The 24797-nt window shown below is 44.7% G+C and carries 21 protein-coding genes, 1 tRNA gene and 1 riboswitch; of the genes, 12 read left to right on the plus strand and 10 right to left on the minus strand.

Annotated features, from left to right (window positions below; genetic code table 11):
• Window positions 1-3: 3 nt before the first annotated feature.
• The 3 genes from ACFPFU_RS02865 to ACFPFU_RS02875 form a co-directional block, all read right to left on the minus strand.
• The gene (locus ACFPFU_RS02865; RefSeq protein WP_377061299.1) at window positions 4-636 is read right to left on the minus strand and encodes a hypothetical protein; all 633 of its coding nucleotides are present in this window, start codon (window positions 634-636) and stop codon (window positions 4-6) included.
• 87 nt (window positions 637-723) lie between these two features.
• Window positions 724-1521: a polysaccharide deacetylase family protein gene (locus ACFPFU_RS02870; protein WP_377061301.1), complete on the minus strand. Its 798-nt coding sequence runs from the start codon at window positions 1519-1521 to the stop codon at window positions 724-726.
• A 594-nt stretch (window positions 1522-2115) separates the two neighbouring features.
• Window positions 2116-3102 carry a D-alanine--D-alanine ligase gene (locus tag ACFPFU_RS02875; protein WP_377061403.1) on the minus strand — a complete coding sequence of 329 codons (987 nt, stop codon included), beginning with the start codon at window positions 3100-3102 and terminating at the stop codon, window positions 2116-2118.
• A gap of 256 nt (window positions 3103-3358) precedes the next feature.
• Here ACFPFU_RS02875 and ACFPFU_RS02880 point away from each other — a divergent pair, with 256 nt between their 5' ends.
• From ACFPFU_RS02880 to ACFPFU_RS02890, 3 genes are all read left to right on the plus strand, one after another.
• Window positions 3359-4186 (plus strand): universal stress protein, encoded by an 828-nt coding sequence (locus tag ACFPFU_RS02880; protein ID WP_377061303.1) that lies wholly within the window; start codon window positions 3359-3361, stop codon window positions 4184-4186.
• A gap of 10 nt (window positions 4187-4196) precedes the next feature.
• Window positions 4197-5453 (plus strand): cation:proton antiporter, encoded by a 1257-nt coding sequence (locus ACFPFU_RS02885; protein WP_377061305.1) that lies wholly within the window; start codon window positions 4197-4199, stop codon window positions 5451-5453.
• 170 nt (window positions 5454-5623) lie between these two features.
• Window positions 5624-6214 carry a hypothetical protein gene (locus tag ACFPFU_RS02890; protein WP_377061307.1) on the plus strand — a complete coding sequence of 197 codons (591 nt, stop codon included), beginning with the start codon at window positions 5624-5626 and terminating at the stop codon, window positions 6212-6214.
• A 16-nt stretch (window positions 6215-6230) separates the two neighbouring features.
• Here ACFPFU_RS02890 and ACFPFU_RS02895 read toward each other — a convergent pair whose 3' ends face one another.
• Window positions 6231-8384: a cation:proton antiporter domain-containing protein gene (locus ACFPFU_RS02895; protein WP_377061309.1), complete on the minus strand. Its 2154-nt coding sequence runs from the start codon at window positions 8382-8384 to the stop codon at window positions 6231-6233.
• Between the two features lie 243 nt (window positions 8385-8627).
• Here ACFPFU_RS02895 and hemH point away from each other — a divergent pair, with 243 nt between their 5' ends.
• Complete coding sequence (gene hemH, locus ACFPFU_RS02900; protein ID WP_377061311.1) at window positions 8628-9674, plus strand: ferrochelatase; 1047 nt, start codon at window positions 8628-8630, stop codon at window positions 9672-9674.
• Window positions 9675-9725: 51 nt separating this feature from the next.
• On the opposite strand, the gene ACFPFU_RS02905 is transcribed toward hemH, so the two are convergent.
• Entirely contained in the window at window positions 9726-9914 is a 189-nt protein-coding gene (locus tag ACFPFU_RS02905) for a hypothetical protein (protein WP_377061313.1), read from the minus strand.
• The gene (locus ACFPFU_RS02910; protein WP_377061315.1) at window positions 9902-10501 is read right to left on the minus strand and encodes a methyltransferase family protein; all 600 of its coding nucleotides are present in this window, start codon (window positions 10499-10501) and stop codon (window positions 9902-9904) included. The genes ACFPFU_RS02905 and ACFPFU_RS02910 overlap by 13 nt, the downstream gene beginning before the upstream one ends.
• A gap of 41 nt (window positions 10502-10542) precedes the next feature.
• Here ACFPFU_RS02910 and ACFPFU_RS02915 point away from each other — a divergent pair, with 41 nt between their 5' ends.
• Window positions 10543-11748 carry an NAD(P)-dependent oxidoreductase gene (locus ACFPFU_RS02915; protein WP_377061317.1) on the plus strand — a complete coding sequence of 402 codons (1206 nt, stop codon included), beginning with the start codon at window positions 10543-10545 and terminating at the stop codon, window positions 11746-11748.
• A gap of 206 nt (window positions 11749-11954) precedes the next feature.
• On the opposite strand, the gene ACFPFU_RS02920 is transcribed toward ACFPFU_RS02915, so the two are convergent.
• Window positions 11955-14507: a M14 family metallopeptidase gene (locus ACFPFU_RS02920; RefSeq protein WP_377061319.1), complete on the minus strand. Its 2553-nt coding sequence runs from the start codon at window positions 14505-14507 to the stop codon at window positions 11955-11957.
• A gap of 354 nt (window positions 14508-14861) precedes the next feature.
• The gene (locus ACFPFU_RS02925; protein WP_377061321.1) at window positions 14862-15755 is read right to left on the minus strand and encodes a TIGR01777 family oxidoreductase; all 894 of its coding nucleotides are present in this window, start codon (window positions 15753-15755) and stop codon (window positions 14862-14864) included.
• Window positions 15756-15970: 215 nt separating this feature from the next.
• Here ACFPFU_RS02925 and ACFPFU_RS02930 point away from each other — a divergent pair, with 215 nt between their 5' ends.
• From ACFPFU_RS02930 to ACFPFU_RS02950, 5 genes are all read left to right on the plus strand, one after another.
• Window positions 15971-17320: a hypothetical protein gene (locus ACFPFU_RS02930; protein WP_377061322.1), complete on the plus strand. Its 1350-nt coding sequence runs from the start codon at window positions 15971-15973 to the stop codon at window positions 17318-17320.
• Window positions 17321-17388: 68 nt separating this feature from the next.
• Window positions 17389-17501, plus strand: a riboswitch (Fluoride riboswitch).
• 52 nt (window positions 17502-17553) lie between these two features.
• Window positions 17554-18855 (plus strand): voltage-gated chloride channel family protein, encoded by a 1302-nt coding sequence (locus ACFPFU_RS02935; RefSeq protein WP_377061405.1) that lies wholly within the window; start codon window positions 17554-17556, stop codon window positions 18853-18855.
• Between the two features lie 92 nt (window positions 18856-18947).
• The gene (locus ACFPFU_RS02940) at window positions 18948-19871 is read left to right on the plus strand and encodes a hypothetical protein (protein ID WP_377061324.1); all 924 of its coding nucleotides are present in this window, start codon (window positions 18948-18950) and stop codon (window positions 19869-19871) included.
• Between the two features lie 118 nt (window positions 19872-19989).
• Window positions 19990-20226, plus strand: coding sequence for an acyl carrier protein (locus ACFPFU_RS02945; RefSeq protein ID WP_377061326.1), 237 nt, complete (start codon window positions 19990-19992; stop codon window positions 20224-20226).
• Between the two features lie 524 nt (window positions 20227-20750).
• Window positions 20751-21953, plus strand: a complete 1203-nt coding sequence (locus ACFPFU_RS02950; RefSeq protein ID WP_377061327.1) for a sterol desaturase family protein — start codon at window positions 20751-20753, stop codon at window positions 21951-21953.
• A 24-nt stretch (window positions 21954-21977) separates the two neighbouring features.
• On the opposite strand, the gene ACFPFU_RS02955 is transcribed toward ACFPFU_RS02950, so the two are convergent.
• Window positions 21978-22394: a GNAT family N-acetyltransferase gene (locus ACFPFU_RS02955; protein ID WP_377061329.1), complete on the minus strand. Its 417-nt coding sequence runs from the start codon at window positions 22392-22394 to the stop codon at window positions 21978-21980.
• Between the two features lie 145 nt (window positions 22395-22539).
• Between ACFPFU_RS02955 and ACFPFU_RS02960 the strand changes: the two genes are divergently transcribed.
• Both ACFPFU_RS02960 and ACFPFU_RS02965 read left to right on the plus strand, forming a co-directional pair.
• Window positions 22540-23658, plus strand: a complete 1119-nt coding sequence (locus tag ACFPFU_RS02960; RefSeq protein ID WP_377061331.1) for a Gfo/Idh/MocA family protein — start codon at window positions 22540-22542, stop codon at window positions 23656-23658.
• Window positions 23659-23754: 96 nt separating this feature from the next.
• Window positions 23755-23826, plus strand: a tRNA-Arg gene (locus tag ACFPFU_RS02965).
• Window positions 23827-23974: 148 nt separating this feature from the next.
• On the opposite strand, the gene ACFPFU_RS02970 is transcribed toward ACFPFU_RS02965, so the two are convergent.
• Entirely contained in the window at window positions 23975-24745 is a 771-nt protein-coding gene (locus ACFPFU_RS02970) for a hypothetical protein (protein ID WP_377061333.1), read from the minus strand.
• Window positions 24746-24797 lie beyond the last annotated feature (52 nt).

Here is a 24797-nt window from a genome sequence, read left to right on the forward strand (position 1 = left end):
GGTTTACCCTTCTTCTTTGTTTTTCATCATGGAAATAAATACCATACGGTATTTGTCGCTGTCATAATAAAAATAGAGCCGGTTGGCTTCTGTTTCAAAGCGGGTTGTGTTTTCCAGTCCATGCACATAATTGTCATGGTGATCGATTTCAGGGAAAGTATAGATATTCCTATCTGATTTGATATGTTCTTCTCCTATTTGAAAATGTAAAGAGTCTGCATTGAAAATCTGAAAACATGCGATGTAATGGGTGGAATGGGTAATGGTTTCCATCTGCAGCCAGCCCTGGCACGCCGGGTCATTTCCTGAATAGGCAACATCACGTAAGTTCAAAAAGAGCGGATAGTCATAATCCCATGGGTTGTTCTCATAACCCGAAATAATCGCGTGAGCCCAACGGGCGAGGCATGTATATCCGGAAATTTCCCCTGACTTTAAATCTTGAAAACCTACAAATTCCCATTCTCCCAGGAGTTCATAATCATCTTCCTCAGAAGTAAGGTCAAAATGACATACCGGATCTTTATCGACCGGATGAACCTGTTCTTCAGGAGGGTGCTCTGCTCCCGGAAGCGTGATGTCATCTGAACAAGCCAGTAACAAAACGATGGGCATTATGGCAATTGCTTTTTTCATCAACCGGACATGACACAGTTAAATTTAGTTGAATTATCCGAAAGCTGCAAGTGGGTTCTTTATCAGGCCGGTACAATTATGGAAGAGCTATTTGTCTATTAGTTCTTTCAGGGCTACCCAGTTGTAACCCTTGTTTCGCAGCACCGTAATCACATCGGGTAAGCGGTCATAAAACTTATCCAACCTTTCCGGCCCAGCGCCTATGTGGACCAGCAGCATAAAACCATTGAGCCCGTGTGGATCCTTTTGTTCATAATCCCAAATGCTCTCCAGGATGGTGTCGCTGTCGACATAATTGGGCATACCGGGATGGGTGTAATCCGCATGACTGCGGGTACCATGTGTGAGATTGATCAGTTGGAAACCCAATTCGGAGGTCCACTGGCTGATGCTGTCATTATACCACTCGTAGGGGGGAAGAAAATAGGGGGCGTCTTCTTTGCTGACCCCGAAGTTTTTCATTTCCGCATAATTGTCCATCAAGTCCTTTTCAAAAACCGGTCTGCTCACCAATAGCCGGCTGCGGTCCTCCCAATCACAATAAAGCAAATGTTTATCAGAATGTGCTCCCAGATAATGTCCGTCCCGGATCAAAGTCCGGATAAGTGAAGCAAAAGAAGGGTTCCTGTAAAAATCGCCGGTAAAAAAGAAAGCAGCAGGTACCTTGTGGCTGCGCAGGGTCTCTAAAATTTTCTCCCCTCCCTCAGCGTATTCATGCCCTGTGAATATTAATGTCAACTGTTTTTTGGAAACGTCACCTCTAATAATGGCACCATGGCTTTTTTGAAGGGATTCCTGGGCCCAAACCTGTCCTTCCCAATAAGGGTACAGGCCCAACAGCAGCATCTGTAAGACAATAGTTCGGTAGGGGGATATGTGGTTCATAAGGGCTGAAAGATCAAAGATGGCGAAAGAAAGCGTTGTGGTAAAAATAAAAAAAAGCTATGAAACACCGTTCCATAGCCTTAGTCAATTAACAATAAACCCAAAATAACCAGCTGTAGGAGAAGGAGTCGAACCTCCACGGGGCAGTTGGGCAAAATACGAGCTCGCTATTTGCTTTGTCCTGTGATCCCCACCCCCGAGACAGGAGGGCATGTCTGCCAGTTTCATCATCCTACAGTATAAAAGACCATTTGTCTTTGTTTGATGTTACAAAGTTAGTAAAGGAGGGTTAATTATGAAAAAAATATAATGTAATTGTTTAAAAAATACATTATTTTTAAAAAATACATAATTTATTTGATTACTATGTAAAACAGCTTTCGCGAACGGGGCTTCGGATATGGATTCCGCAATGAGCTCCGGGAGTCGCCAATGCAGGTGGGATCAATTTTCGTCCGGTTCCCTGTTCCCTGTTCTCTATTTCCTGTTTCCTGAATACCGAGTTAACATAGTGAAAAGAGAAAATTTTGCTTTGAAATGCAGCGTGAAGCAAAGAAAGGGGATAAAGCGGCAGTTTCAAGACATGGCTTTTTGTCAGTGCCACATTTCTTCGATCAGCTCCGTATAAAATTCTTTCAAGGTTTTACCGATGGCCCTTACCTGCTGGGAGATCAGGCTGGTTTCCGTCTGACCGGGGACGGTATTGATCTCGATAAAATAGAAGCGGCCGGTTTCATGTTCCAAAAAATAATCCATCCTCACAGCGCCTTTGCAGTTAAGCTTCCGGTAGACTTCCTCAGCTATGTGAGTAACCCGTTCCGCCTCCCTTTCGTCCATCCTGCCGGGTGTGATCTCTTCAGAAACTCCGGGGCTGTATTTGGCCTCAAAGTCAAAAAACTCTTTTGAACTGATGATTTCCGTAGCAGGCAGCACCGTGATTTTTCCGCCACTCCGATAAATGCCGATAGAAAATTCCCTCCCGGAAACAAATTCCTCCACCAATACCTGGCCATCCTCCTGAAAAGCGCGGTCAAGGGCTGCCTCCAGCTCTTCCTCCGCTTTTACCTTGCTCATGCCAATGCTGCTTCCCCCATTATTGGGCTTAACAAAATAAGGTAACCGGAGTTGCTCCAAAACTTTTTTTGTATGCCGGGGGCGCTTGCCGAACAGATGGATCGATTTGGCTACATGCAGGTCCTTGATGCCATCGATGACCGCCTTTGTGTAGCCTTTGTTCATGGTGATGGCAGAGGTTTGGGCATCGCAGGTAGTATAAGGAATGCCCAGCATATCAAAGTAGCCGGCGAGTTTGCCATCCTCTCCCGGCGAGCCATGGATGATATTGAAAACGCCGTCAAACCGTATTTTTTCTTCATTTACGGTGATGGAAAAATCATTGAGATCGACAGGAAATTTCTCTCCTGTGGTACTTTCGTAATACCAATTGCCGGGATAGATATAGATTTTATAAACCTCATACCGTTTCCTGTCAAGATGTTGCTCCACAACCGTGGCGCTTTTAAGAGAAACCGCGGATTCTCCTGTAAAGCCTCCGGTTACCAAGGCAAGGATTTTTTTCATCATGCAAATTTTATAACTGCGAATTACATGATTTTTGCTGAAAATAAAGACAAAAACCCTCTAAATTAAATAGGAGTGATGGTATTACCCGATGGCCTGCCCATACCACACGCTCGCCATAGATCGGGTCACATGGTGGAGTCATCAATGATAAGCGGTGATTTAATTTGAACAGAAACACGAATTTGTCCATACCAAATGAGGTTTTTAACGAATTTTTTTGTCTATTTAAAAATGAATCCATCTCCTTATCCGAATGTACAGAAAAATTGCTCTCGCTGTTGCCTTTTCACCCAGATTAGAAGCTTTGATCGAAGAGGCCAAAAGACTAAAGGATATCCATGAGGCCAGTTTGATATTGATCCATGTGGGCAAGGAAACGGCAGAGGATAAAGAAATGTTGCTTTCCTTATTGCAGAGGCATATGGTGGACCCTGATGCGGTTAAGATTATTTGGCAGGAAGGCAAGCCCGCAAAAAAGATACTTCAGGTATGTAATGAAGAACAGGTGGATTTGTTGATCGCAGGGGCGTTAAAAAAAGAATTTCTTTTAACCTACTATATTGGCTCTATTGCCAGAAAGATTATCAGAAAGGCAAAATGTTCTGTTCTGATCTTGATCGAGCCTATGATCAATCCGGGCAGCTTTCAAAAAGTGGTGATCAACGGAACCCAGCTGTCTCAAACTCCTTATGTAATCAAACGCGGAATAGAATTCTGCAAGATGGAAAGTGCCCGTCAGATTTTCATCCTCAATGAAATCAAAATGTACGGGCTCAAAATGGCAACCATCAGCGAGGGCAGTGAGGAGGAGGTCTCGAAAATGAAAAAGAATATGGTGAATGACGAAATCAGCTACGTGGAGAATATTCTTAAAAATATTGACACAGCGGGTCTAAATGTGAACGTCAAAGTGACTTCGGGAAGATGGGCGACCGAACTGGCCAGGTTTTCCGAAAACATCAAAGCTGACTTGCTGATAGTAGGGGGTCAGGATAACCTTACTTTTTTTGATCGGCTCTTCCCTCATGACCTTGAGGACATTCTGGGCAATCTTCCCTGCAATCTTCTGATCATCAAGTAACGGCAGGTTCATGAACAGTTTAACCCATACAGATGTCATCAATTTACTTCTGCAACTGGCCGCCATGCTGCTGCTGGCCCGGTTATTGGCAGAGGCTGCCAGAAAATTCAGGCAGCCCGCTGTAGTGGGGGAACTTTTGGCGGGCATTATCCTGGGACCCACCATTTTGGGTACCGTCTCTCCGGATACTTTCAATTCCTTGTTCATGAGCAATCCCTCTGCCACCATGGCCCTGGATGGGTTTGTGCAGATCGCGGTGATTTTGCTGTTGTTTATAGCCGGCCTGGAAGTGGAGCTTCACCTGGTGTGGTCTCAGGGCAAGGCCGCGCTGAGTATCAGTTTGCTGGGCTTGGTGATTCCCTTTGGCCTGGGATTCATTTTTCCCTATATTTTTCCCGAGTTCTTCGGTTTAGCGGACGGCAACAGGATGCTTTTTTCGTTGTTTATGGGCACGGCCATGTCGATTACCGCATTACCTGTGGTGGTGAGGATCCTGATGGACCTTAACCTGTTCAAATCAAAAATGGGGATGTTGATTGTGGCCGCAGCCATGGTTAATGACATCATTGGCTGGTTGATCTTTTCTGTGATCCTTTCTTTTATGGGAAAATCCAGCTCCCTGTCTCTCTTACAGACTGTGGGTATTACCCTGTTGTTTACCTTTTTTATGCTTACCGTGGGAAAAGCCTTGATCAACAAGCTGTTACCTTGGATCAACAAAAAATTGGCCTGGCCGGGAGGAGTACTGTCACTTTCCATGGTCTTTTGCTTTATTTCCGCGGCATTTACCGAATGGCTGGGCATCCATGCCATTTTTGGGGCCTTTCTCTTAGGGGTGGCCTTGGGGGACAGCGAGCATATGTCTGAAAGGGCCAAGGAAATCGTGCACCAGTTTATCAACAACATTTTCGCTCCTTTGTTTTTTGTTTCCATTGGCCTGAAGATAAACTTTGTGCTCAGTTTTGACATCATGCTGGTTTTGGCGGTTTTGGCCATCTCTTTTACCGGCAAAATTATCGGCAGCGGTTTGGGTGCATTAAGGGGAGGATTTGACCTAAAAGAATCCATGGCGGTGGGTTTTGGAATGAACGCCCGTGGCGCGATGGAAATCATCCTGGGCTTGATCGCTTTGGAAAACGGGCTGATCGACGAGAAACTCTTTGTGGCTTTGGTGGTGATGGCCATTGTAACCAGCATGTCCAGCGGCCCTTTGATGAAATGGAGCGTCAAAAAGGCAGAAGAATTACCGGACCCGGTGGTGGATTAAACCTTAAGAACGTCGAAATAAAACAGGTTTTATCAATGCACAATAGCAAGGAGAGGCGGCGTTCGTAGGGCTTTTTTCCACAGTTAATCAATACCTGACATCGAATAATCATTGGGGATTTTACATGACCGGGATGCGCTTTATCTTTCTTCATGTTAACCCTCGACCTGATGAAAAAGCCCCTATCCCATTTGTCGCTGACCGTTTTTGTTGCCTTGCTCCATCTGTTTTCCTGCGGTGAAACAGAACTGAAACCCACTGAAGAGTATTACATTAAATTTAAGGTAAACGGGGAGCAGAAGGAGTACAATACTGACGCCCTCAATCCGGTAACCTTTACCTTTGATCAGAACGGTCCGGTTTATCAAGCGATACTGCAGGTATTGGGTCCGGGAAGCGATGGGAAGAAGAACTTTATCAATATCATCACTCGAAACGAAACTGTTTTTGAAGTCAACAAATCGTACCGGATGCATGAGGCTATTTCTTATCAGAATGCTTCGCTCGCCCGGATTATATTTACGTGGGCGGATGAAAACGGCGATCTTTACAATGCCGTGTTGCTTAAAGGCGCTTTCCCAACTTTGGAAATTAAAGATGAGGGTCAACTGATGTTCAGCGGCATTTCCCAAGATATGGTGACGGGCAGTTTTACTGCCAATATAATCGGGCCTGTCAGCCCAACCACTGGCAGAGGTAATACCGAACTGTCAATTACAGAAGGAGAATTCAAACTTAAATTGATCAATACGGTGCCGTAAGCCTTATAGAAATGAGTTACCTTTTTCTGCCAAACAAGGTGCCTATGGTCTTACCAATGTCATCCAGCCTTTCAATATTGTTTACAAAGGGGCTGAAGATATTTCCCGCGCGATAGTCGGAAAGGCCCTGCTGCATGGGATACACCAATACATAATTGAAATCCTGAAAATACTTATTGAGGTATTTGGGGATATTTTTCACGATGGGATTGTAAGAGATTTCATTTTTGCGGCTCATGACGATAAACAAAGCATCGTTTTCTACCATATCCCTGGAGATTATCAGAAAATCTTCCCATTCCGAAAACTCCCTGAGTTCGATTTCCAGACTATGCGTTTTGTTCACATCCTTCACATATTGGAGGAAGCTTTTCGACCCGTAGAATATCAGTTTGGCGCCTGTATTTCTACCGATGTTCCAGATTCTCAATAACCAAAAGGGAAAGCCGATCTCTTTTTCTGCATTTTCGGGGGCAATGATAAAATAACGTTTTATGGTGTTAAGAGGCTGTGTAAACCTGTAAATCATGGTGGTGACATTGCAGCGGTTCAGAACCCCTTCGGTCAGGTTGCCCAAGAAAGAATCGGAAAGCCCGTATTGTTTGTGGAGGCCCAGGATCAGGTCGGACACCTTGTGTTCTTTAACCACGTTGATGATCCCGTTGATGATATTGGCATCATACCTCACGAGTTCCGTCAGGTAGTTATCGGTGGCTGCTGCAGAGATGCTGGCTTTTTCCAACAATTTTCGGGCGGCTTTTTCCAATTTTACGTCATCCGTGTCCGTAGGAATCACGTTCAGCGCAATCAAAGCTTTTTTAGCTTTCTCTGATTTGATGGTAATCCCTAAGTTGATCAGTTCCTCAATGTTTTCGGGATAATTGATAGGAATGAGAATCTTTTCTGAAGCATCCCTGTCCGCATCCCCTTCAGGCGTTTCATCGATTTCCTGAAGCGCAATGAGGGCACCACCTCTTTGTGCCACAAATGAAGCAATGGTACAGGTCACCAGTATCATCAGTATGGTTCCGTTTAGTATGACATCATTGAGCAAGCGAATAGGTTGGCCGTCTTGCGTTTCACCCAGGATAATATTATAACCAACCAGCACGGCAGCCAGAGTGGCTGCAGCCTGTGCATTGCTCAATCCAAAGATGACATCCCGCTGAGCAGTACTGAAACCGTAAGTTTTTTGGGTTAGGAAAGCTGCCAAAAATTTAGAACCGGTTGCAACCACACACATCACGATGGCTACGAGGATGGTTTCCAGATCAAGAAAAAAAACCCGGAAATCTATCAGCATCCCTACTCCTATCAGGAAGAATGGGATAAACAGGGCATTGCCGACAAACTCGATCCGGTTCATCAGCGGAGAGGTATGGGGAATCAAACGGTTGAGTGCCAATCCGGCCAGAAAAGCTCCGATGATCGCTTCAATACCGGCAGCCTCTGCCAAGAAGGAAGCCAGAAAAACCAACCCCAGCACAAAAATGTACTGGGAAATGTTGTCGTCATTGTTTTTGAAAAACCACCGGCCCAACAAGGGGAATATAAGCGCGACTATCGCTGCAAAAATCGATACAGAAACAATCAGCCTAATCCAAAAATCGTTGGTGATCTCGCCGGTGGCCATCCCTGCAATCACCGCCAGCACCAGCAAGGCCAGGGTATCGGTGATCATGGTACCGCCTACCGTGACATTTACCGCTTTGTTTTTGGCAATTCCCAGTTTGCTTATCAGGGGATAGGCGATTAAAGTATGGGATGCAAACATGCTGGCGAGCAGGACAGAGGTCATCCAGCTGAATTCGAGGATATACCGGCCTGACAGACTTCCCAATATCATGGGAATAATAAACGTGTACATGCCAAAAACAACACTTTTATTGCGGTTTTTCTTGAAATCGGCCAGATCTATTTCCAAGCCTGCAAGAAACATGATGTATAATAGTCCTACCGTCCCAAACAGGATGATGCTGCTGTCTCTTTCCAACAAGTGCACACCTTTGGGGCCGATGATCGCACCGGCAATGATCAATCCGATGAGTTGTGGCACACGGATTTTATTGAGTAAAAGCGGAGCGAAAAGTATGATAAAAAGTATGATAGAGAACTTCAAGACCGGATTTTCCAGGGGAAGGGTAAAGTTCAGATCTGAGAGTAAAATCATCGCATCGGAGGTTAGTTGTCATCAGTGTTGCCTTGGTTTCCTGAAGTTGCTTGAATACAAAATTAACTTTTACGCCCGTATAATTATGGCATGAACCCTTTTAATTTTGGTGAGGAAGACAGAGCCATCCGGTCCCACTCGCCAAAATCCGGTTTCTGATATGACAAAATCTTTTGCTTTTATCTAACATAAGCCCGTACTTTTGGTTTTTAAACAGGTGAAAATATAGGAATGGGATTGAAAATGACTAAAAATAAAGCCAAAACCGGTGTTTTGTTGGTAAATCTAGGCACCCCTGACAGCACGGCCACAGCTGATGTAAGAAAATACCTGAGAGAATTTCTGATGGACCGGAGGGTGATTGACATTCCTTTTTTATCCAGATGGCTTCTTGTAAACCTGATCATTGCTCCCTTCAGGGCTCCTAAGTCGGCACAGGAATACCGTAAACTTTGGACCGACAGGGGCTCCCCTTTACTTTTCCATACGGAGGATTTGAAGCGAAAACTTATAAAAACCTTGGATCCTGCTTTGTTCCAGGTTGAAATTGCCATGCGCTACCAATCACCGGGTATCGAGCAGGGACTTGCAGCACTGAACAAGGCCAATGTGAAGGAAATCATCGTTTTGCCGCTTTTTCCCCAATATGCCTCGGCTACCAATGGTTCTGTCATGGACAAAGTAATGGAAATCGCCAGAAAATGGCAGATTATCCCCAATATCTCTTTCATTAGTAATTTTGTGGACCACCCCCTTTTTTTAAAGGCATGGGAGGAATTGGGAAATGAGATGCTTGCTGGCGAAAATTATGACGTTTTTCTCTTCTCCTATCATGGGCTTCCCGAACGGCAAATCAAAAAGGCCTCTGTGGACGGTTATTGCAAGCTCAATGATAAATGTTGCACCAATTATACCAAAAAGAACCAATTTTGCTACCGGGCACAATGTTTTTTGACCACCAGGCTGATTGCGCAGCAACTTGGGCTTCCTGAGGAAAAAACCATCACCTGTTTTCAGTCCAGATTGGGGAAAGACCCCTGGATAAGGCCGTACACGGAAGATTTGGTAAAAGAGCTGGCTTCAAAAGGCGTTAGGAAAGTTCTGGCTTTTTCGCCGGCTTTTGTGGCGGACTGTTTGGAAACGACCATTGAAGTGGGTGAGGAATATAAGGAACAGTTTTTAGCGCTGGGAGGCGAAAAATGGGACCTGGTACCTAGCCTCAATTCCAGAGACAGCTGGGTGGCGTGCGTGAAGGAACTGGTAACCGCAAAAACAGGCCAAGCAGGATAATGATTACAGAGGGCCGGTATTTTGAGATGCTGCGGAACCCATGGAACAGGGTCACTTTTTGGTGTTTTTATATCGGATCCAATAATAAGCCGGGAAAATCAGGGCTTTTAGCTTCCAGTCATTCTTCTGATGAAAGGACAGTTCCGTGTCGCGATGGACAATTCGGTACATTCTCGCCGCAAACACCAGGTGGGCCAATAATGCCAAAAACAGTATCCCATAGATGATCACTTCTTCCATAAGGTAAATTTAGGGAATATCGGGGGAACGTGCCGGCGATATGATGAATATTCTTCGCCATAAAGCTGGATAAGTTTCTTCTCTTCGAAGTAGATGCCCACAGGCAAATAGACCAGCAAGGCCAGCAGATGTACCAAAGAGGCCAGGTTGGGGATGTAAAGAAAAAATCCAAAGAAAATCAATATCAGGCCCGCGTACAAGGGGTGTCTTATATAATGATAGAGACCGTTGGTGGTAAGGGAATCCTTTTCCTTCAGATCATCATGGGGCCTGAACCCTATGAACCGGAATAATTCGATTCCTTTTAGGCTTTTGACCGCCAGGATTGTTCCGAAAGCGGCCAGCATAAAACCCAGATAAGTGCCCAAGTCCCCTTGTTGCCACAGCCAAACAGGGGACAGGGTGGCTGCATAAATGAAAATGGCTAAAATCAACATCGTGGACCATAAACTGTATAACATCCGGTACCATATGTATCGCCTGCCCATGATTGCACGGAATTTTCTTTTTATATTAAGGGCAGCAAGTAAAGTATGGGTCCCGTAAAACAGTATCCATCCTATACTTAAAACAAAATATTCCATCATCCGCTTATGTTGTCTGCGAATATCCAAAATTTAGCCCGTATATGAAAATAGGTTTAATCAGAGAGGAAAAGCTGCCACCTGACAAACGAGTGGCGTTCAGCCCAAGGCAGTTGTTTCAGTTGCAGGAATATTATGAGAATAGAGTTTCCTTTAAAGTAGAACCAAGCCCGATCCGCTGTTACAGTGATGAAGAATATGAAGCCAAGGGCATTGAGGTGACGGAGGACGTTTCTGATTGCGAAGTGTTGATGGGGATCAAAGAAGTTCCTACGGAAAAGCTGATACCGGATAAAACCTATTTTTTCTTTTCCCATACGGTCAAAGGACAGGTCTACAATAGAAAGATTTTACAGGAGGTACTCAAAAAGAATATACGGCTTATAGACTATGAAATGTTGCACCTTACAGATGGGAGGAGAGCGGCTGGTTTTGGCAGATGGGCGGGTATAGTAGGAGGGTACAACAGCCTGTGGGCTTATGGTAAAAAGTCGGGGCTTTATTCCCTGAGACGCGCGTTTCAGTGCAGGGACAGTGCTGAATTGTTTGAGGAGCTAAAAAAAGTGGAACTTCCTCCTATCAAGTTGGTCATTACGGGTGATGGAAAGGTGGCCACGGGTGTCCTGGAGATCCTGGAGGCATTAAAAATACGGAGAACCCTACCGGAAGACTATCTGCAAAGGTATTTTGAAGAATCCGTGTACACCCAACTGGGAGTGGAGGAATACAATCAGCGGCGTACGGACGGAGGGTTTAATAAAGGGGAATTTTTTCGGCATCCGGAAAGATATGAAGGGTGCTTCTTGCCGTACGCAGAGGTGAGTGACATCTTGATCGCCGCCGCATATTGGGATCCAAAGGCTCCGAGGCTATTCCAAATGGAGGATATTTCAAATCCCGACTTCTGCCTCTCCGTCATATCGGATATTACCTGTGACATCAATGGATCAGTACCTACGACCATCAGACCGAGTACCATCCACGATCCTGTATATGATATCGACCGGGAAAGTTTTTCAGAATTGCCTGCTTTTGGAAGACAAAACAGCATTTCAGTGGTGGCCATAGACAATCTGCCTTGTGAACTTCCCCGGGACGCTTCTGAAGACTTTGGTCGGCAGCTCAGCGAAAGCGTCATTCCTGAATTGCTGAAAGGAGATGCGGAGATGATTGAAAATGCCACCATTGCCGACAATGGGCTGCTCAAACCTGCGTTTCAATATCTTGCGGATTATGTCCGAGGGATATAGGGATTCTGGGTCAGGGACGCCGGGCTCCATCTTTTCCCCAAATTTTCAGGTGGCGGAGGTATGAAAAGCGCAACCATCCTTTTTTCCAGTTTCCGGCCCGGAATGTTCTCACATCCTCAAACAAAAAACAGATCGTTTGTTAATTGGCAAGATACCGGTCAGAGCAAAGCCTGACAAGCTTTCCCACGCCTTCAGGTGTGTGGGTATTACCTGGCCGACACGGGGTTAATCGTCTGCCCGAAAAAAACTGCGTTGAGAAAAAGTTTGTTGGTACCGAACCAAAATGCCCTGAAATTGGGGTTGTCGACGAAGCCGATGATTCTTCCCCGTCCCCTGCTTGCCACTTGTATGACGCCTTTTCCGGACATATGGGCCAAATTGGTGGGATGTATGTATCCGCTGGCCAAAGGCTGATCATCGTAGACCAGTGGGTTGGCATAAGGATTGGTGGAAGGGTGGAGAAACTGGTTGCCAGTCTTGAACACATGGATATCGGGACTGTTGTATCCATACCCCAAAGGATGGCTGATGTCCAGCTTTCCTTTGAAAATAGCTCCTCCCGTGATACGGGCACCCCTTTCCCTCGCCATATCGGCATAATTTCTCTGGCCTTCGGTTTCTTCCGGTTCCACCACCTGAAATGAAAAAGGTGCCATATCGTTCTGGGTCAGCCAGTTCAAGGCAGTTCCTCTGGCTATCAACGAACCGCCGTTTTCTACCCATGACTTTAATTTATCTACCGCGCCTTTATTAAATACACCGTACGAGCCGGAGGGAAGAATAATGACGTTGTAGCGGGACAGGTCAGCAGCAGCGACGCGGCCGGTGGGGAGAAGGGTAATCGGGATCTCCATCCGTTGGTCAAAAAGATGCCAGATTTCTCCTGCATCGCTGCTGACGACCCCCTCATCCACCAAGAGGGCGATAGAGGGTTGCTCAAGTACGGTGATACTCGGAGAACCCAGGTTAACGCCGGAAGTGTAGCCGGTAGTAAGTGCGTAGATGGTGATGCTGGATTGTTCGGCTGCAGCCTGCAGGTCTTCAAAAAATACAGCATCGCTTTTTTCAGAGGCGCCTTTATCTACCAAAATTGTTCCTCTTCTGAAAATCTGTCCCACATCGGTCTGGAAAGGCTCATGGCTCACCCTGACTTGATAACCTTTATCCATAAGGTAATACAAGGCTTTAGGGGCATAGTATTCCTGCCACTCGAATGCGTAGCCATAGGCACCGGCAGCCCCGATGACCTGGCCCTTATCTCTCTCCAGGTCTTTTTCCAGTTCTTCCACTTTGGCAAGGTTCAAAATACTGCTGCTAAGCGCCATGTAATCCAGATTAAAAGCCATAGGCATGTTCCAGGCAGACACATCATAAAAAAGGCTGTCCTGAAAGTCCGTCCGTGTCTCAAACATGGACTTGATCAGCCGGTATTGGGGTTGGTTGAGGGGTACGATAAATGCCTTTTTGGCTTCAAACGGGACCCCGTTCAAAGTAACATCCTCTTCCAGACTGTACACCCTGACATCGTGGTGAAGAATCATATCCACCAGATGATAAACCCGGCCATAGTCGTCTTTGGAACCAAAAATATAGGCCCGGTTATTGTCGGCTTCATATTCTGATTTTGCCTCTTGATAGAAATCCAGCATATACTGGTTCAGCTCATCATGCATATCCTTAGCAGCTTCAAACGAGGAAAGAGCTGTGGTAAACTGGTTTTTGATCGTAAAGGGAAAAGCAATGGACCCAAAGATATTTTCCTGCAAATGCCCTCTGGAAGATGCTTGTTCAAAAAGAATACCCACTGCACCTTGTACATCGGGATAAGTGGAGCCTTTTCCATAATAGAAATCATCAAAACTCTCCTGGGTGTAATACAACGACCCAATGTCATCCAGATACCTGGCGTGGTATCGGGCGAACTTTTCCGTCAGTTCAAAATTCTTTGCCGGAGTAAGGGGATGGTTGCGGCTTGGAATCCCCGGCTGAAAGAAATAGGTGTTGTTGGTTTCCATTTCATGAAAATCCAGTACGATATTCGGCAACCATTGCTGCAGCTGACTGATTCTTCCCCTTGATTCAGGATGCTGTACCGGAAGCCAGTCCCGGTTGAGATCAAACCAATAATGGTTTGTCCTGCCCCTCGGCCAAGCTTCATTGAGCTCCCGGTTGTTGGGGTCTCCATTCATGTGATAGCTTTTGTGCATATTGACCCAATTGGCAAAGCGGTTGATACCATCAGGATTGATGGCCGGGTCAATCAGCAGCACCATTTCCTCCAAGTCTGCGGCCACTTCAGCAGCCGCAGCAAAATGATAAGCGGAGAGCAACGAAGCATTTACGCCCGAAGGCTCGTTACCGTGAACCGAATGCCCCATGTACATGACCAAAGGGATTTCGGAGACGTTGACGGCCTTATTGGTGCTCCTTAATTGCGACCTCATGGTTTTGATTTCTTCCAGTCTCTGGATATTGGCAGGGGTTGATATTGCCAACATGATCAGTGGTCGCTTTTCATAGGTTTGACCATATTCAATGATTTGTACACGGGGCGAAGAACTGGCCAATTTCTTGAAATAATGTACCACTTGATCATGGCTTGCATGCCATTCCCCTACCTCAAACCCTAAAACGGACTGCGGTGTGGGAATACTTTGGTCATAGGAATAATCTTCAGGCAGATAGTAAGACAGGTCCACTTGTTGGCTTCTCGCAAAAAACGTGACCCACAAAAAACTGAATATCCACGTATATTTCATAATTTCATCATTAACTGCCTTCGTTTCAGAAAAGACAGGAGCCCGGAATCTTGATGGTTAGGAAAATCCGGGAGATTATAAAAGCAGCAGATGCACTTGAATTAACTTAAAAAACCAAATGCAATTAAATCTTCTGCTTTCGAATTTCACATAATTTATAGTTTTATCCTCTCAAGTTTCAGATGCTTAAAATAAAAAATTAAATCCGGATTCCAGCTACTATTTATACTAACAGCAGGGAAATCACTTTTAACAACCTAAAGTGAGGAACCCTTTGAGGGTTAATCTTTAGGCATTTGCCTACTCCGTGTATCTGTGGTCAGGGCTATTTACGCTAAAGCGATTTTCCTGATATCATCTGTACAGATTTTCCAAGGCTTGGTTCAGTTCCGGATAAAGATACTGGAACCCGGTTCCCGCTATTTTTTCGTTGCTTACCCGGCTTCCCCCAAGCAACATCTCCGCCATCTCGCCCAGTGCGATCTTCAATGCGAACCCCGGTACCCCAATATTTACATAAGGTTTGTTGTGATATTTCGCGGCTTTTCGTGTCAGGGTTTTGTTGTTCACGGGAACCGGCCCAACGGCGTTGTAAATACCCGTGATCCCGGCATTCTCCAGGGCATGATAATACATTCGTGCCAAATCCGCGATATGGATCCAGCTCATATACTGTCTTCCGCTTCCCAAGGGTGCGGCCACGGGAGGTTTCATCATGGCTACCAAGGCTCCGCCGTCGCTAGATAGGACAATGCCGGTTCTTAATTTGACCACCCTGATCCCTAGAGAATAAAATTGTTTGGCTTCGGACTCCCATTTTTTCACAACCTCAGCTAAAAAATCACTCCCGGCAGGGTCTCCCTCATATATCAGTCTATTGCCCGTGTCCATTCCATAGTATCCAACAGCGCTGGCCGAAATGAAAACTCCGGGTTTGGTTTCCAGCTTCTTGATTTCATTAAACAAAAGGCGGGTGGTCAATACCCTGCTTTCAAGGATTTCCTTTTTTCTTTCCTCTGTCCACCGTTTATCAGCCACACCTTCTCCGGCAAGGTGTATAATGGCCTCACACCATATCAAAGCTTCCGGATCCAATTCATTTTTTCTGGGATCCCAGAAAAAAGATTTCTGATCATACTTCTCCGGACTCCTGCTCAACCACGCTACTTCTTTTCCTTCTTTTTCAAACAGATCCGTAATCCGCCTGCCAATGAGACCAGACCCTCCCGTGACTAATATTTTCTTCATAATGCCATTGTTAAATATTGACCCGTCCTGTTTTGAAAAATTGGATTGATTAAACTTACTGTTTTTCCACTTCAAAAAGTATTCCACCTCACCCTTAAACAGAAATTAATCTAAGGGGGAAATAGAAAAATTTTATATTGCCGATGATTTGGATTATTTTTTGTTGCGATAAAACCAATATTTCGTTTATTGTTAATAATATTATTTTATTTATTATGAATGACAGCAGATTTATCCAAAACACAGCATTTTTAATTATAGTAATGGTCATCTTTCAGCCCGCCTATGCCCAAGAAGAAGATACTGTCAAAAAAGAAGGCCTTCAGGTGGAAAGGTTAAAATATGAACAACAACCCGGACTTGCTTTGGCGGCCTCAAAAATATTTTTTTCTGAAAAGCGGTATTCTATATCCGGCTTTGGGGAGGCTTCCTTTGTCAACTATCATGGCCCCAAAAATGACCTCAGCGGGGATCTGGAACTTTATTACACGAACCTTTACCGGTTTGCCACATTTTTTGGCTATCGTTTTTCTGACAAATTGATATGGAACTCTGAACTTCAGATTGAATACCTTCACGACGGTGACCGGGAAGCACACGCCGAATTTTTATTTGAAGCTTTTCTGGATTATTTGTGGAGGGATTATCTGAAAGTCAGGTTCGGCTATTTTCCCCTTCCAATAGGCTATGTCAACAACAATGACGAACCCGTGATGTTTTATTCGGTAAACCGTGCTGAAGTGGAAAGGCTGATTACGCCTACGACATGGATCGAGTTTGGCGCTATGTTTTATGGGAATATTACCCGCGACCTCAGCTATTCCCTTGGTGTTTCCCAAGGGCTGAATGCGGCGGGTTATTTGAGCGGGACCTGGATCCGGCAGGGGAGGGAGATCACCTTTGGGATTCCAAAATCCCTGTCATTATCTCCCAAATTCATTTACAACGGTATACCGAACCTGTCACTAAGTGTTTCAGGCTTTTTCGGTGATTCCGGTCAGGAACGGGTCATTTCACGTGAAGGCGAAGAAAGAACCGTGAATGCTCCGGTTCGGATCGGTACCGGCTATGCCAAGTATGAAACGGGAAAATGGAGGATTGTCGCCATCGGAACTACCGGAAGCCTGGGAAATACGGCGGATATTTTTCAGCTCAGTTATGATGAAACGGGTACCGCCCAAATTATGGGAGACAAGACGTACGGTTACTTATTCGAACTGGGCCATGATATCCTTCCTTATTTCAAGAAGAGAAAAGAAGAGAAATCTGGCTTCTTGTACCACACAGGGGAATTCAAACTGCCGGTTTTCCTCAGATTTGAGAGACTGGACACCCATTTCCGGTATAACGAAGGTTTAATTCCGCCGCAGGGCCCGACCATATTCCCCATACGCCACCAATTGACCCATAATGACTTGAGGATATGGACGATAGGAGCCAATTTCAATTTAAAGGAAAACATTGTCCTCAAAGGAAATTACCAGTTTAGAAAAAACCTGAACACCGGGCCCGGCTCTTTTGAGGAAGGGGACAGACTTGAATTTGGTTTTGGGTTTATTTTTTAGCAGACCTACTCTAAAAACCGGAATTTCCTATCGTTCCGGGAAAAACAAATCGATTAAGTTATATATTTGCAAACTTAGGCGATGGGGTACCGCCTGAATGATGGTTTTGTTGTTTTGTGATGAAAATCAAGACTGTTTTTTGAACCGCACCTTACGGGTAGCTGATGACTCCTGCTTCAACACCTATAAAATATAGGCTGCGTTATTTTCATTTTACGGAACATGGTATACAGATGAAGTTGGACAGGACTAAAGAAGGATTTAAGTTTAAAAAATTTATTTTTCACGAATTCATACCCAATCTTAGATTTACCTTAAAATGGCTTTTGATCGCCGTTGCCGTAGGGCTATTGGCGGGATCGGCGTCTGCCCTATTTTTGATATCTCTAGCATGGGTCACCGCTTACCGGGAAGCCAACCTATGGATCATCGCCTTGCTGCCCCTGGGAGGTCTTATCATTGGCTGGGTCTATCACCGTTTCGGGGAATCGGTGGTTAAAGGCAACAACCAATTGCTGGAAGAATTTTATAATCCATTAAAGGTAATTCCGCTTAGAATGGCTCCTTTGGTTTTATTCGGGACGTTGATGACCCATCTTTTTGGTGGATCGGCAGGAAGGGAGGGCACCGCCGTGCAGATGGGAGGCGCCATCGCGGATCAGTTTACCAAATGGTTTAGCCTTGGAAAAACGGACAGGAAAATGTTAATTACGGTGGGGGTTGCTTCCGGTTTTGCTTCGGTGTTCGGCACGCCGTTGGCAGGGGCGGTTTTTGCACTGGAATGGTTGATTATAGGGAGGATCCGCTATGAAGCCATCTTACCAGCCTTTTTATCCGCTTATATTGCGGATTATGCCTGCGCCGATTTGTGGAATGTGGCCCATACACACTACAGCATTCCATTAATACCTGAACTTGGTATAGGCAATTTGTTATGGATCATACCGGCGGGGATATCTTTTGGCCTTGCGGGAAGAATTTTTGCCAAGGCCACCCATTTGTGGAGTACACTGTTTTCGGAAAAAATAAGCTATCCTCCTCTCAGGCCTGTAGTAGGGGGATTGCTGGTAGCGGCCGCGGTATGGGCTATGGGAAGTACAAAATACATAGGCTTGGGTGTCCCCACGATTGTGGACGCTTTCTCTGAAAATCTCCCTTGGTATGATTTCCTGGGAAAGATTGGGATGACCTCATTGACTTTGGGGGCAGGGTTTAAAGGGGGAGAGGTTACCCCATTATTTTATACGGGCGCTACGCTGGGCAACGCCTTGTCGGGATGGATTCCCTTACCCGTTGCGCTCTTGGCGGGGATGGGCTTTGTAGGTGTATTCTCCGGCGCCACCAACACCCCCCTGGCCTGTACTTTGATGGGCATAGAATTGTTTGGCGCAGCCTCCGGTGTATATGTGGGCCTGGGATGCGTCGTGGCTTATCTATTCAGTGGGCATGCGGGTATCTACAACTCGCAAGTCATAGGCTCTCCCAAACATCATCGGCTATCGAATAAAAAAGGAAAACACATTGGCCAATTATAGCTGTTTAATAAGTTATACCTGGTAATTCTGTATTTGTATTTTAAGTATTATCATATATTTTATAGCTTTATGGGAAAATAATTTCTCCATTAATGAAAATTCCTATTCTGTTTATTTATTTTTTGATATTTTCGGTGAGCATTTCCTGCAAGTCAGCAAAAATCCATGACGGGGTAGAAGATTTTCAGGGAGCATGCTATGCTTTTTTGGAAGATCTGGATGCGAGTAGGCCTGATCCTTTTGACGAGGAGGACTTTGATGAGGAACTGCTGGATTTCTTTAGTGAGAAGTCGTTGGTGATAGCCAACGCTCTCAACTTGAAGCAGGAACTAAGAAAGCATATTGAAATGGAAGGAAAGGAAACGGACAGGGTTGAACGTTTTATTTCCCATCAGGAGATTTTAAACAAAATCAATCTGGCTGCGTTGGAAATATCGTCACTTAACGCAGCCATCCGTTGTGAAGAAGACAAAACCGAGCAATTGGCCTGGTATCTGGATAGGTTGGAATCCACCAAATCCAACCGTAGAACCGTGTCAGGAATCATCGTGGATGCCTCCGCTAACCTCGTTAGCGGGGCCATCATTTTATGGATCGCGGACGGAAATACTTTTCGGCAGTTACTGGGAGTGGGTGCATCCCTTACCCAGATCATATTGAACGTGAACAATAAATTTCAAAATCATTTTATCGTGCTCGAACACGAGACAAACCTCATCAGGGAAGTATTTGATGAGGACAGGGAATGGAGCGAGATAATGCCTCCCGCTGTATGGTATTATATCAATGAAAAAAAGGTCGAGGTTGTTGGGAGGACAATCCGTGGGACACTGGTCCATAATTGGGAAGAGTTTAATATCCGGCAGAATCAAGAACTGTATCTCTCCGATGGGGGAGAATATGGAGTCAATCAGTTAAGAAATAGGGCATCTATGCTGGATCAATTTGCTTCCTATATCGATCTTATGAAGCAGGATTTGCTGATGTTTCGCAGAGAAGTGGCAAAATTAAAATAGGGCATTAAGGCTGATTTTGGTCAGTTTAACAAATTTTTAACAAAATTTTTTCCCTTTGTCACAACAAATGCGGGTCTTTCTTCGTCATTGGACTAAAATTAAACCAATTTCAACTACCATGAAAAATTTTGCAGCGTTAAGAAAGGCGATTGAAGTTTTTCGGTCATACGGTATACCCCTTACCGGAAAGAAAAAAGCAGCGAATTTTTATAATGATCTGCGGATGGACAAAATATTCGTTTCCGGGTTGATTTACGAATTGGAGCACGAACTCAAAACAGAGTTGGAGGACGAGAAGATTGCCAGAATTCAAACCCCGTCAGAGCTCATCAATACCTTGTTGAAAGCCTCCTGATACATTTATTTTTGTGATCTGGATTTCCAAGTAACCCATCATAGGACCGGATAGGCTGGGGCATCGCTATAAGCATAAGCTTCGGTTTTCTCCCCGCTATATTGTCCGACCGGCATTCCGGCCATCTCAAAATGATGTTTTCGAACTGCATAAATGCCAAATTTGATGAAGTAGAAAGGATATCAGGCTCTATTTGAATATCTTTTTAGATACCCTATTCTAATAATATTTTGGTTTTCAGATTTTTATGATAAAATACTTTATTTTAAAACCGAAGTTTCGGATTTTTACAAAAAGTTTGATGGCAAAATTAGTTCAATCCCGGTGGGCCATAAGAGGGTGCAATAAAATCAAAATTGATCAGGATTTACAGTTTGTAGTAAGTGCCGGTTTGCTTGGTGCTTGGTGGATATGTTGATTTTCTCTTGCTTTGAGATATTATGGAACTGTATGCTAAAGTGCTGAATTATACTATTCCTGTATTTCTCTTACTTATTTTGTTAGAAAAGTTCTTCGAGTGGAAGATGCAAAAGCAGGTAATGAGAAGTCTGGACAGCGTCTCCAGTATCAGTTCTGGCATGACCAACGTGGTAAAGGATGTTTTGGGCCTTACTATCTCAATTTTCACCTATGAATGGATGGTGGGACACTTGGCGATATTTGAAATCAAATCCACCTGGCTTGTGTACCTTATCACCTTTATGGTAGTCGATTTTAAAGGTTATTGGACACATAGATGGGAACACAAGATCAATATTCTCTGGAACCGACATGTCATTCATCACAGCAGTGAGGAGTTCAATCTGGCCTGCGGGCTGAGGCAAACTGTCTCTACCGTTTTTGATTATTTTACCTTCCTCCTGCTTCCTGCGGCGATTGTAGGTGTTCCGGTGGAGGTGATCGCCGTGGTAGCCCCGATCCATCTTTTCCTCCAATTTTGGTACCATACCCGGTTGATCGGCAAAATGGGATGGTTGGAAGATATCATTGTGACGCCTTCCCACCATAGGGTTCACCACGCGGTGAACAAGGTTTACATGGACAAAAACCTGGGGCAGATATTCATCTTCTGGGATAAAATATTTGGAACTTTTCAGGAGGAACTGAATGATGAACCGTGTATCTATGGCATCACGCGGCCGGCCAGAACGTGGAATCCCATAAAAATCAATTTCCAGCACTTTTTTCTTTTGGTCAAAGATGCTTACCACACCAAAAGCTGGAAAGACAAATTGAGGATCTGGTTCATGCCGACGGGCTGGAGGCCCCCCGATGTAATGGAAAAGTTTCCCGTGGAGCAGATGGGGGACCTGGGGCATTATCAAAAATACGATACCCCATCCTCCTTGTCCTTCCGGATCTGGGCTTGGATCCAACTGATGTTCAATTACCTGCTTTTGATTTACCTTTTTGCCTTTATAATGGAGATAGGAACACCTGGTGTTTTCATCTATGGCGCCTTGGTGGTTGTTGCGGTATATGCATTCACTGAACTGATGGACAGGAATCCAAATGCCATTTATATGGAACTTTTCAAATCCCTGTCCGTGCTCGCTTTTATTTTTATCCAGGGGGATTGGTTTGGAGCCAACACCTACCTTGGATCTTGGTTCACATTTATTGTGGGGATGTACCAGGTGTTGACAGTGGTGGTGGTCTGGGGATTTGTCAATGGCGAGTTGAAGGGCCATTTCAAATTATTCCCATCTAAGCTTGGGGGCATTTAGACGATAGGTTTGCCGTAGATCCGTTTATTTCAACTGGTTGACATCGTCCAAAAAATAGCAATTTTCATGTCTGCTCATCCCTATCTTGGGATAATAACCCACCGCCTTGGGAGCAGAAATCAGGATGACCTTGGTCTGGGGTGCCGCGAGCATGGTCTGACGTATCAGCTCTTTTCCGATGCCCATTCCCTGGTACTTTTCGTCAACCGCAAGGTCTGACAGATAAGTACAATAGGCGTGGTCAGTGATGGAACGGGCTATTCCCACCAGCTTCCCGTCCATTCGGGCCGTCACGATCAGGTTGGCATTCTGGAGCATCCGTTTTATTCTGGAGGTATCCTGAATAGGTCTTCTTTCTCCCAATGTGGAGGCCACTAACAACCGGATAAATTCTTCGGAACTTATCCCGGTTTCAATCCGGTATACCAATTCGTCATTCATGTCACAAAGATAATCCCTCCAAGCCAACAAGATGAGAAACCACCCTGTTAAATGTTCTTTATCTTTTAGCTAAAAAACAATATCTTGCAGATAGCTGAATGATTGCAGTTTACATTTCGTCTTTACAAACCTAAATCAATCCAATATGAAATCCAGAAGAGACTTTTTACAAAAACTTACACTTTCCGCCGTCAGTATACCTTTGATGCCGGCCTACGGTACCAAGAGCTTTGCTGCATATGCAGGTGAATCTTACCAAGGCACGATGTTACGTGTGGCGATCATGGGGCTCGGCAGTTATGGTACCCGTGTGGCTGATGCCATGAAAGATAGCAAAAAAGCCAAGTTGGTTGGCGTGGTCAGCGGGACGCCTTCCAAAGTCAAAGAGTGGCAGAGCAAATACGGCATCCCCGAAAAGAACTGCTATAATTACGAGAATTTCGATGCCATCAAAGACAACCCGGATATTGATGCGGTTTATATTATCACCCCGAATGGACTTCACCATGATCAGACGCTGAGAGTGGCAAAAGCCGGCAAACACGTTATCTGTGAGAAGCCCATGGGTATTAACGCCAAGGAATGTAGGGAAATGGTAGAAGCCTGCAGGAAGGCCAACGTGAAGCTCTTGGTTGGGTACAGGATGCGTCTTGAGCCCAATACGCTGGAAATCGTCCGGATGAGAAAGGATGGCGAATTGGGAAAAATCATGTTTTTTCAGGGACTGAGCGGGTTCAGGATTGGTGATCCGACCCAATGGCGGCTGGATAAAAAACTGGCAGGGGGTGGCGCCATGATGGATATTGGTATCTATGCGGTCAACGGGTCCAGGTACATGGTAGGGGAAGATCCCGTTTGGGTGACGGCACAGGAGACCAAAACGGATCCTGTAAAATTCAAAGACGGGGTGGACGAAACCATACAGTTTCAGTTTGGTTTTCCGAGTGGAGCAGTTGCCTCTTGCCTTTCCACTTACAGCATGAACAACCTTGACAGATTTTTTCTGAATGGGGAAAAGGGCTTTGCTGAATTGCACCCTGCTACCGGGTATGGACCCATTAAGGGACGTACCCATAAAGGCGAACTCAACAAGCCTCATGTAACCCATCAGACCCTGCAGATGGACAGGATGGCTGAAATTATCCTGGAAGGCAAAGAACCGGAGCTACCTTTGGATGGAGAAGAAGGTTTAAAAGACCTTATCATTATTGATGCGATATATAAAGCCGTGAAGAGCGGTAAAAAAGAAACTATAGAAATTTAAAAGTCCAACCGCCATATTATGAGGACGGAGATCGTACGAATCCCCGTCCTTGTTTTTTAATTCCATATAAAGAATTAATTTTGTCCGCTGACTTTCGGCCCCGTAGTACAATGGATAGTGCGTAGGTCTCCGGAACCTAAGATCCAAGTTCGATTCTTGGCGGGGTCACTCCATTACTTATAATTAATATCACTTCCCCCTAATTTCTTTGCTTAAAAGTATTGGCCACCCCAATACCTGGATTTCACCGATAGGAAAATCGGTGAAATCCCTTTATCGACAAACCGTTTCGGTGTAACAAGAATAGGATGGAAAATCAAGTTGGGATTTTTTCCCGTACCGCGTCTATTTTTTCATTGGCGGCCTTTAAAATTTCGCCGTAAGCATCATCATACCAATGGGTTTGCATGAAAACCACATAGTTGATATCATCTCCTTTATCTAAGCGAATATCCGAATATTCCTTTATCACTTTTTCTTTTATATAAGAATAAAATTTGGATTTAAATTTCTCATCGAAGCATTCTGCCACTGCGGTGTATAGGTTTTTCTGGTAGGAGTTCAGGTACCCGAAAAATTTTAACAGGTCAGAAAATTCTTTATCTGAAGTCAATTCCAAATAATCAGAGACTGAGTTATGATGGATCACATTCATCAATTCAAAGGGATGGGATTTGGCGATAATGTGAAAGTCGACGGGATATTTCTGATTATTCAAAAAACGGACGAGCCTTTTGGAAATTATCTCTAGTATCAACCTGTCAATTGGTTTGGTTAATTCTTCGATATAGGTAGATTTAAAAATATTGTGATTTATGTCTATGCCGGTTTCCTGAAAAATACTAAAAACGCTTTCCAAGATTCTCCTGTCATTCTTTTCGATTTCATGGAATCGGTCAATAATTTGCCGGATTTCCTGATCCGAAATCTTCTCAAAATCCAGATGGGAATACAGGTTGGAGAAGGTGGGACTTTTGATGTCATTTGTTTTTGAATTGTAGGTAACCCTCACATAATGAGGATAAATACCTCTTTCGTCCAATGGTCTGAATCGTTTTTTTGTGACTAATTTTACTGTAAACTTCATAGTTGTTTCGGTGTAACGGCAAAAAATAGCAAATAAAAACCTTTAATTCCAA

The organism is Negadavirga shengliensis, from assembly GCF_042652345.1.
Classification (GTDB): Bacteria; Bacteroidota; Bacteroidia; order Cytophagales; family Cyclobacteriaceae; genus Negadavirga; species Negadavirga shengliensis.

Excerpts from the sequence above, each read along its gene's own strand:
- ACFPFU_RS02865 (WP_377061299.1), bottom strand. The coding sequence starts at position 636 with ATGAAAAAAGCAATTGCCATAATGCCCATCGTTTTGTTACTGGCTTGT.
- ACFPFU_RS02870 (WP_377061301.1), bottom strand. The coding sequence starts at position 1,521 with ATGAACCACATATCCCCCTACCGAACTATTGTCTTACAGATGCTGCTG.
- ACFPFU_RS02875 (WP_377061403.1), bottom strand. The coding sequence starts at position 3,102 with ATGAAAAAAATCCTTGCCTTGGTAACCGGAGGCTTTACAGGAGAATCC.
- ACFPFU_RS02880 (WP_377061303.1), top strand. The coding sequence starts at position 3,359 with ATGTACAGAAAAATTGCTCTCGCTGTTGCCTTTTCACCCAGATTAGAA.
- ACFPFU_RS02885 (WP_377061305.1), top strand. The coding sequence starts at position 4,197 with ATGAACAGTTTAACCCATACAGATGTCATCAATTTACTTCTGCAACTG.
- ACFPFU_RS02890 (WP_377061307.1), top strand. The coding sequence starts at position 5,624 with ATGAAAAAGCCCCTATCCCATTTGTCGCTGACCGTTTTTGTTGCCTTG.
- ACFPFU_RS02895 (WP_377061309.1), bottom strand. The coding sequence starts at position 8,384 with ATGATTTTACTCTCAGATCTGAACTTTACCCTTCCCCTGGAAAATCCG.
- hemH (WP_377061311.1), top strand. The coding sequence starts at position 8,628 with ATGACTAAAAATAAAGCCAAAACCGGTGTTTTGTTGGTAAATCTAGGC.
- ACFPFU_RS02905 (WP_377061313.1), bottom strand. The coding sequence starts at position 9,914 with ATGGAAGAAGTGATCATCTATGGGATACTGTTTTTGGCATTATTGGCC.
- ACFPFU_RS02910 (WP_377061315.1), bottom strand. The coding sequence starts at position 10,501 with ATGATGGAATATTTTGTTTTAAGTATAGGATGGATACTGTTTTACGGG.
- ACFPFU_RS02915 (WP_377061317.1), top strand. The coding sequence starts at position 10,543 with ATGAAAATAGGTTTAATCAGAGAGGAAAAGCTGCCACCTGACAAACGA.
- ACFPFU_RS02920 (WP_377061319.1), bottom strand. The coding sequence starts at position 14,507 with ATGAAATATACGTGGATATTCAGTTTTTTGTGGGTCACGTTTTTTGCG.
- ACFPFU_RS02925 (WP_377061321.1), bottom strand. The coding sequence starts at position 15,755 with ATGAAGAAAATATTAGTCACGGGAGGGTCTGGTCTCATTGGCAGGCGG.
- ACFPFU_RS02930 (WP_377061322.1), top strand. The coding sequence starts at position 15,971 with ATGAATGACAGCAGATTTATCCAAAACACAGCATTTTTAATTATAGTA.
- ACFPFU_RS02935 (WP_377061405.1), top strand. The coding sequence starts at position 17,554 with ATGAAGTTGGACAGGACTAAAGAAGGATTTAAGTTTAAAAAATTTATT.
- ACFPFU_RS02940 (WP_377061324.1), top strand. The coding sequence starts at position 18,948 with ATGAAAATTCCTATTCTGTTTATTTATTTTTTGATATTTTCGGTGAGC.
- ACFPFU_RS02945 (WP_377061326.1), top strand. The coding sequence starts at position 19,990 with ATGAAAAATTTTGCAGCGTTAAGAAAGGCGATTGAAGTTTTTCGGTCA.
- ACFPFU_RS02950 (WP_377061327.1), top strand. The coding sequence starts at position 20,751 with ATGCAAAAGCAGGTAATGAGAAGTCTGGACAGCGTCTCCAGTATCAGT.
- ACFPFU_RS02955 (WP_377061329.1), bottom strand. The coding sequence starts at position 22,394 with ATGAATGACGAATTGGTATACCGGATTGAAACCGGGATAAGTTCCGAA.
- ACFPFU_RS02960 (WP_377061331.1), top strand. The coding sequence starts at position 22,540 with ATGAAATCCAGAAGAGACTTTTTACAAAAACTTACACTTTCCGCCGTC.
- ACFPFU_RS02970 (WP_377061333.1), bottom strand. The coding sequence starts at position 24,745 with ATGAAGTTTACAGTAAAATTAGTCACAAAAAAACGATTCAGACCATTG.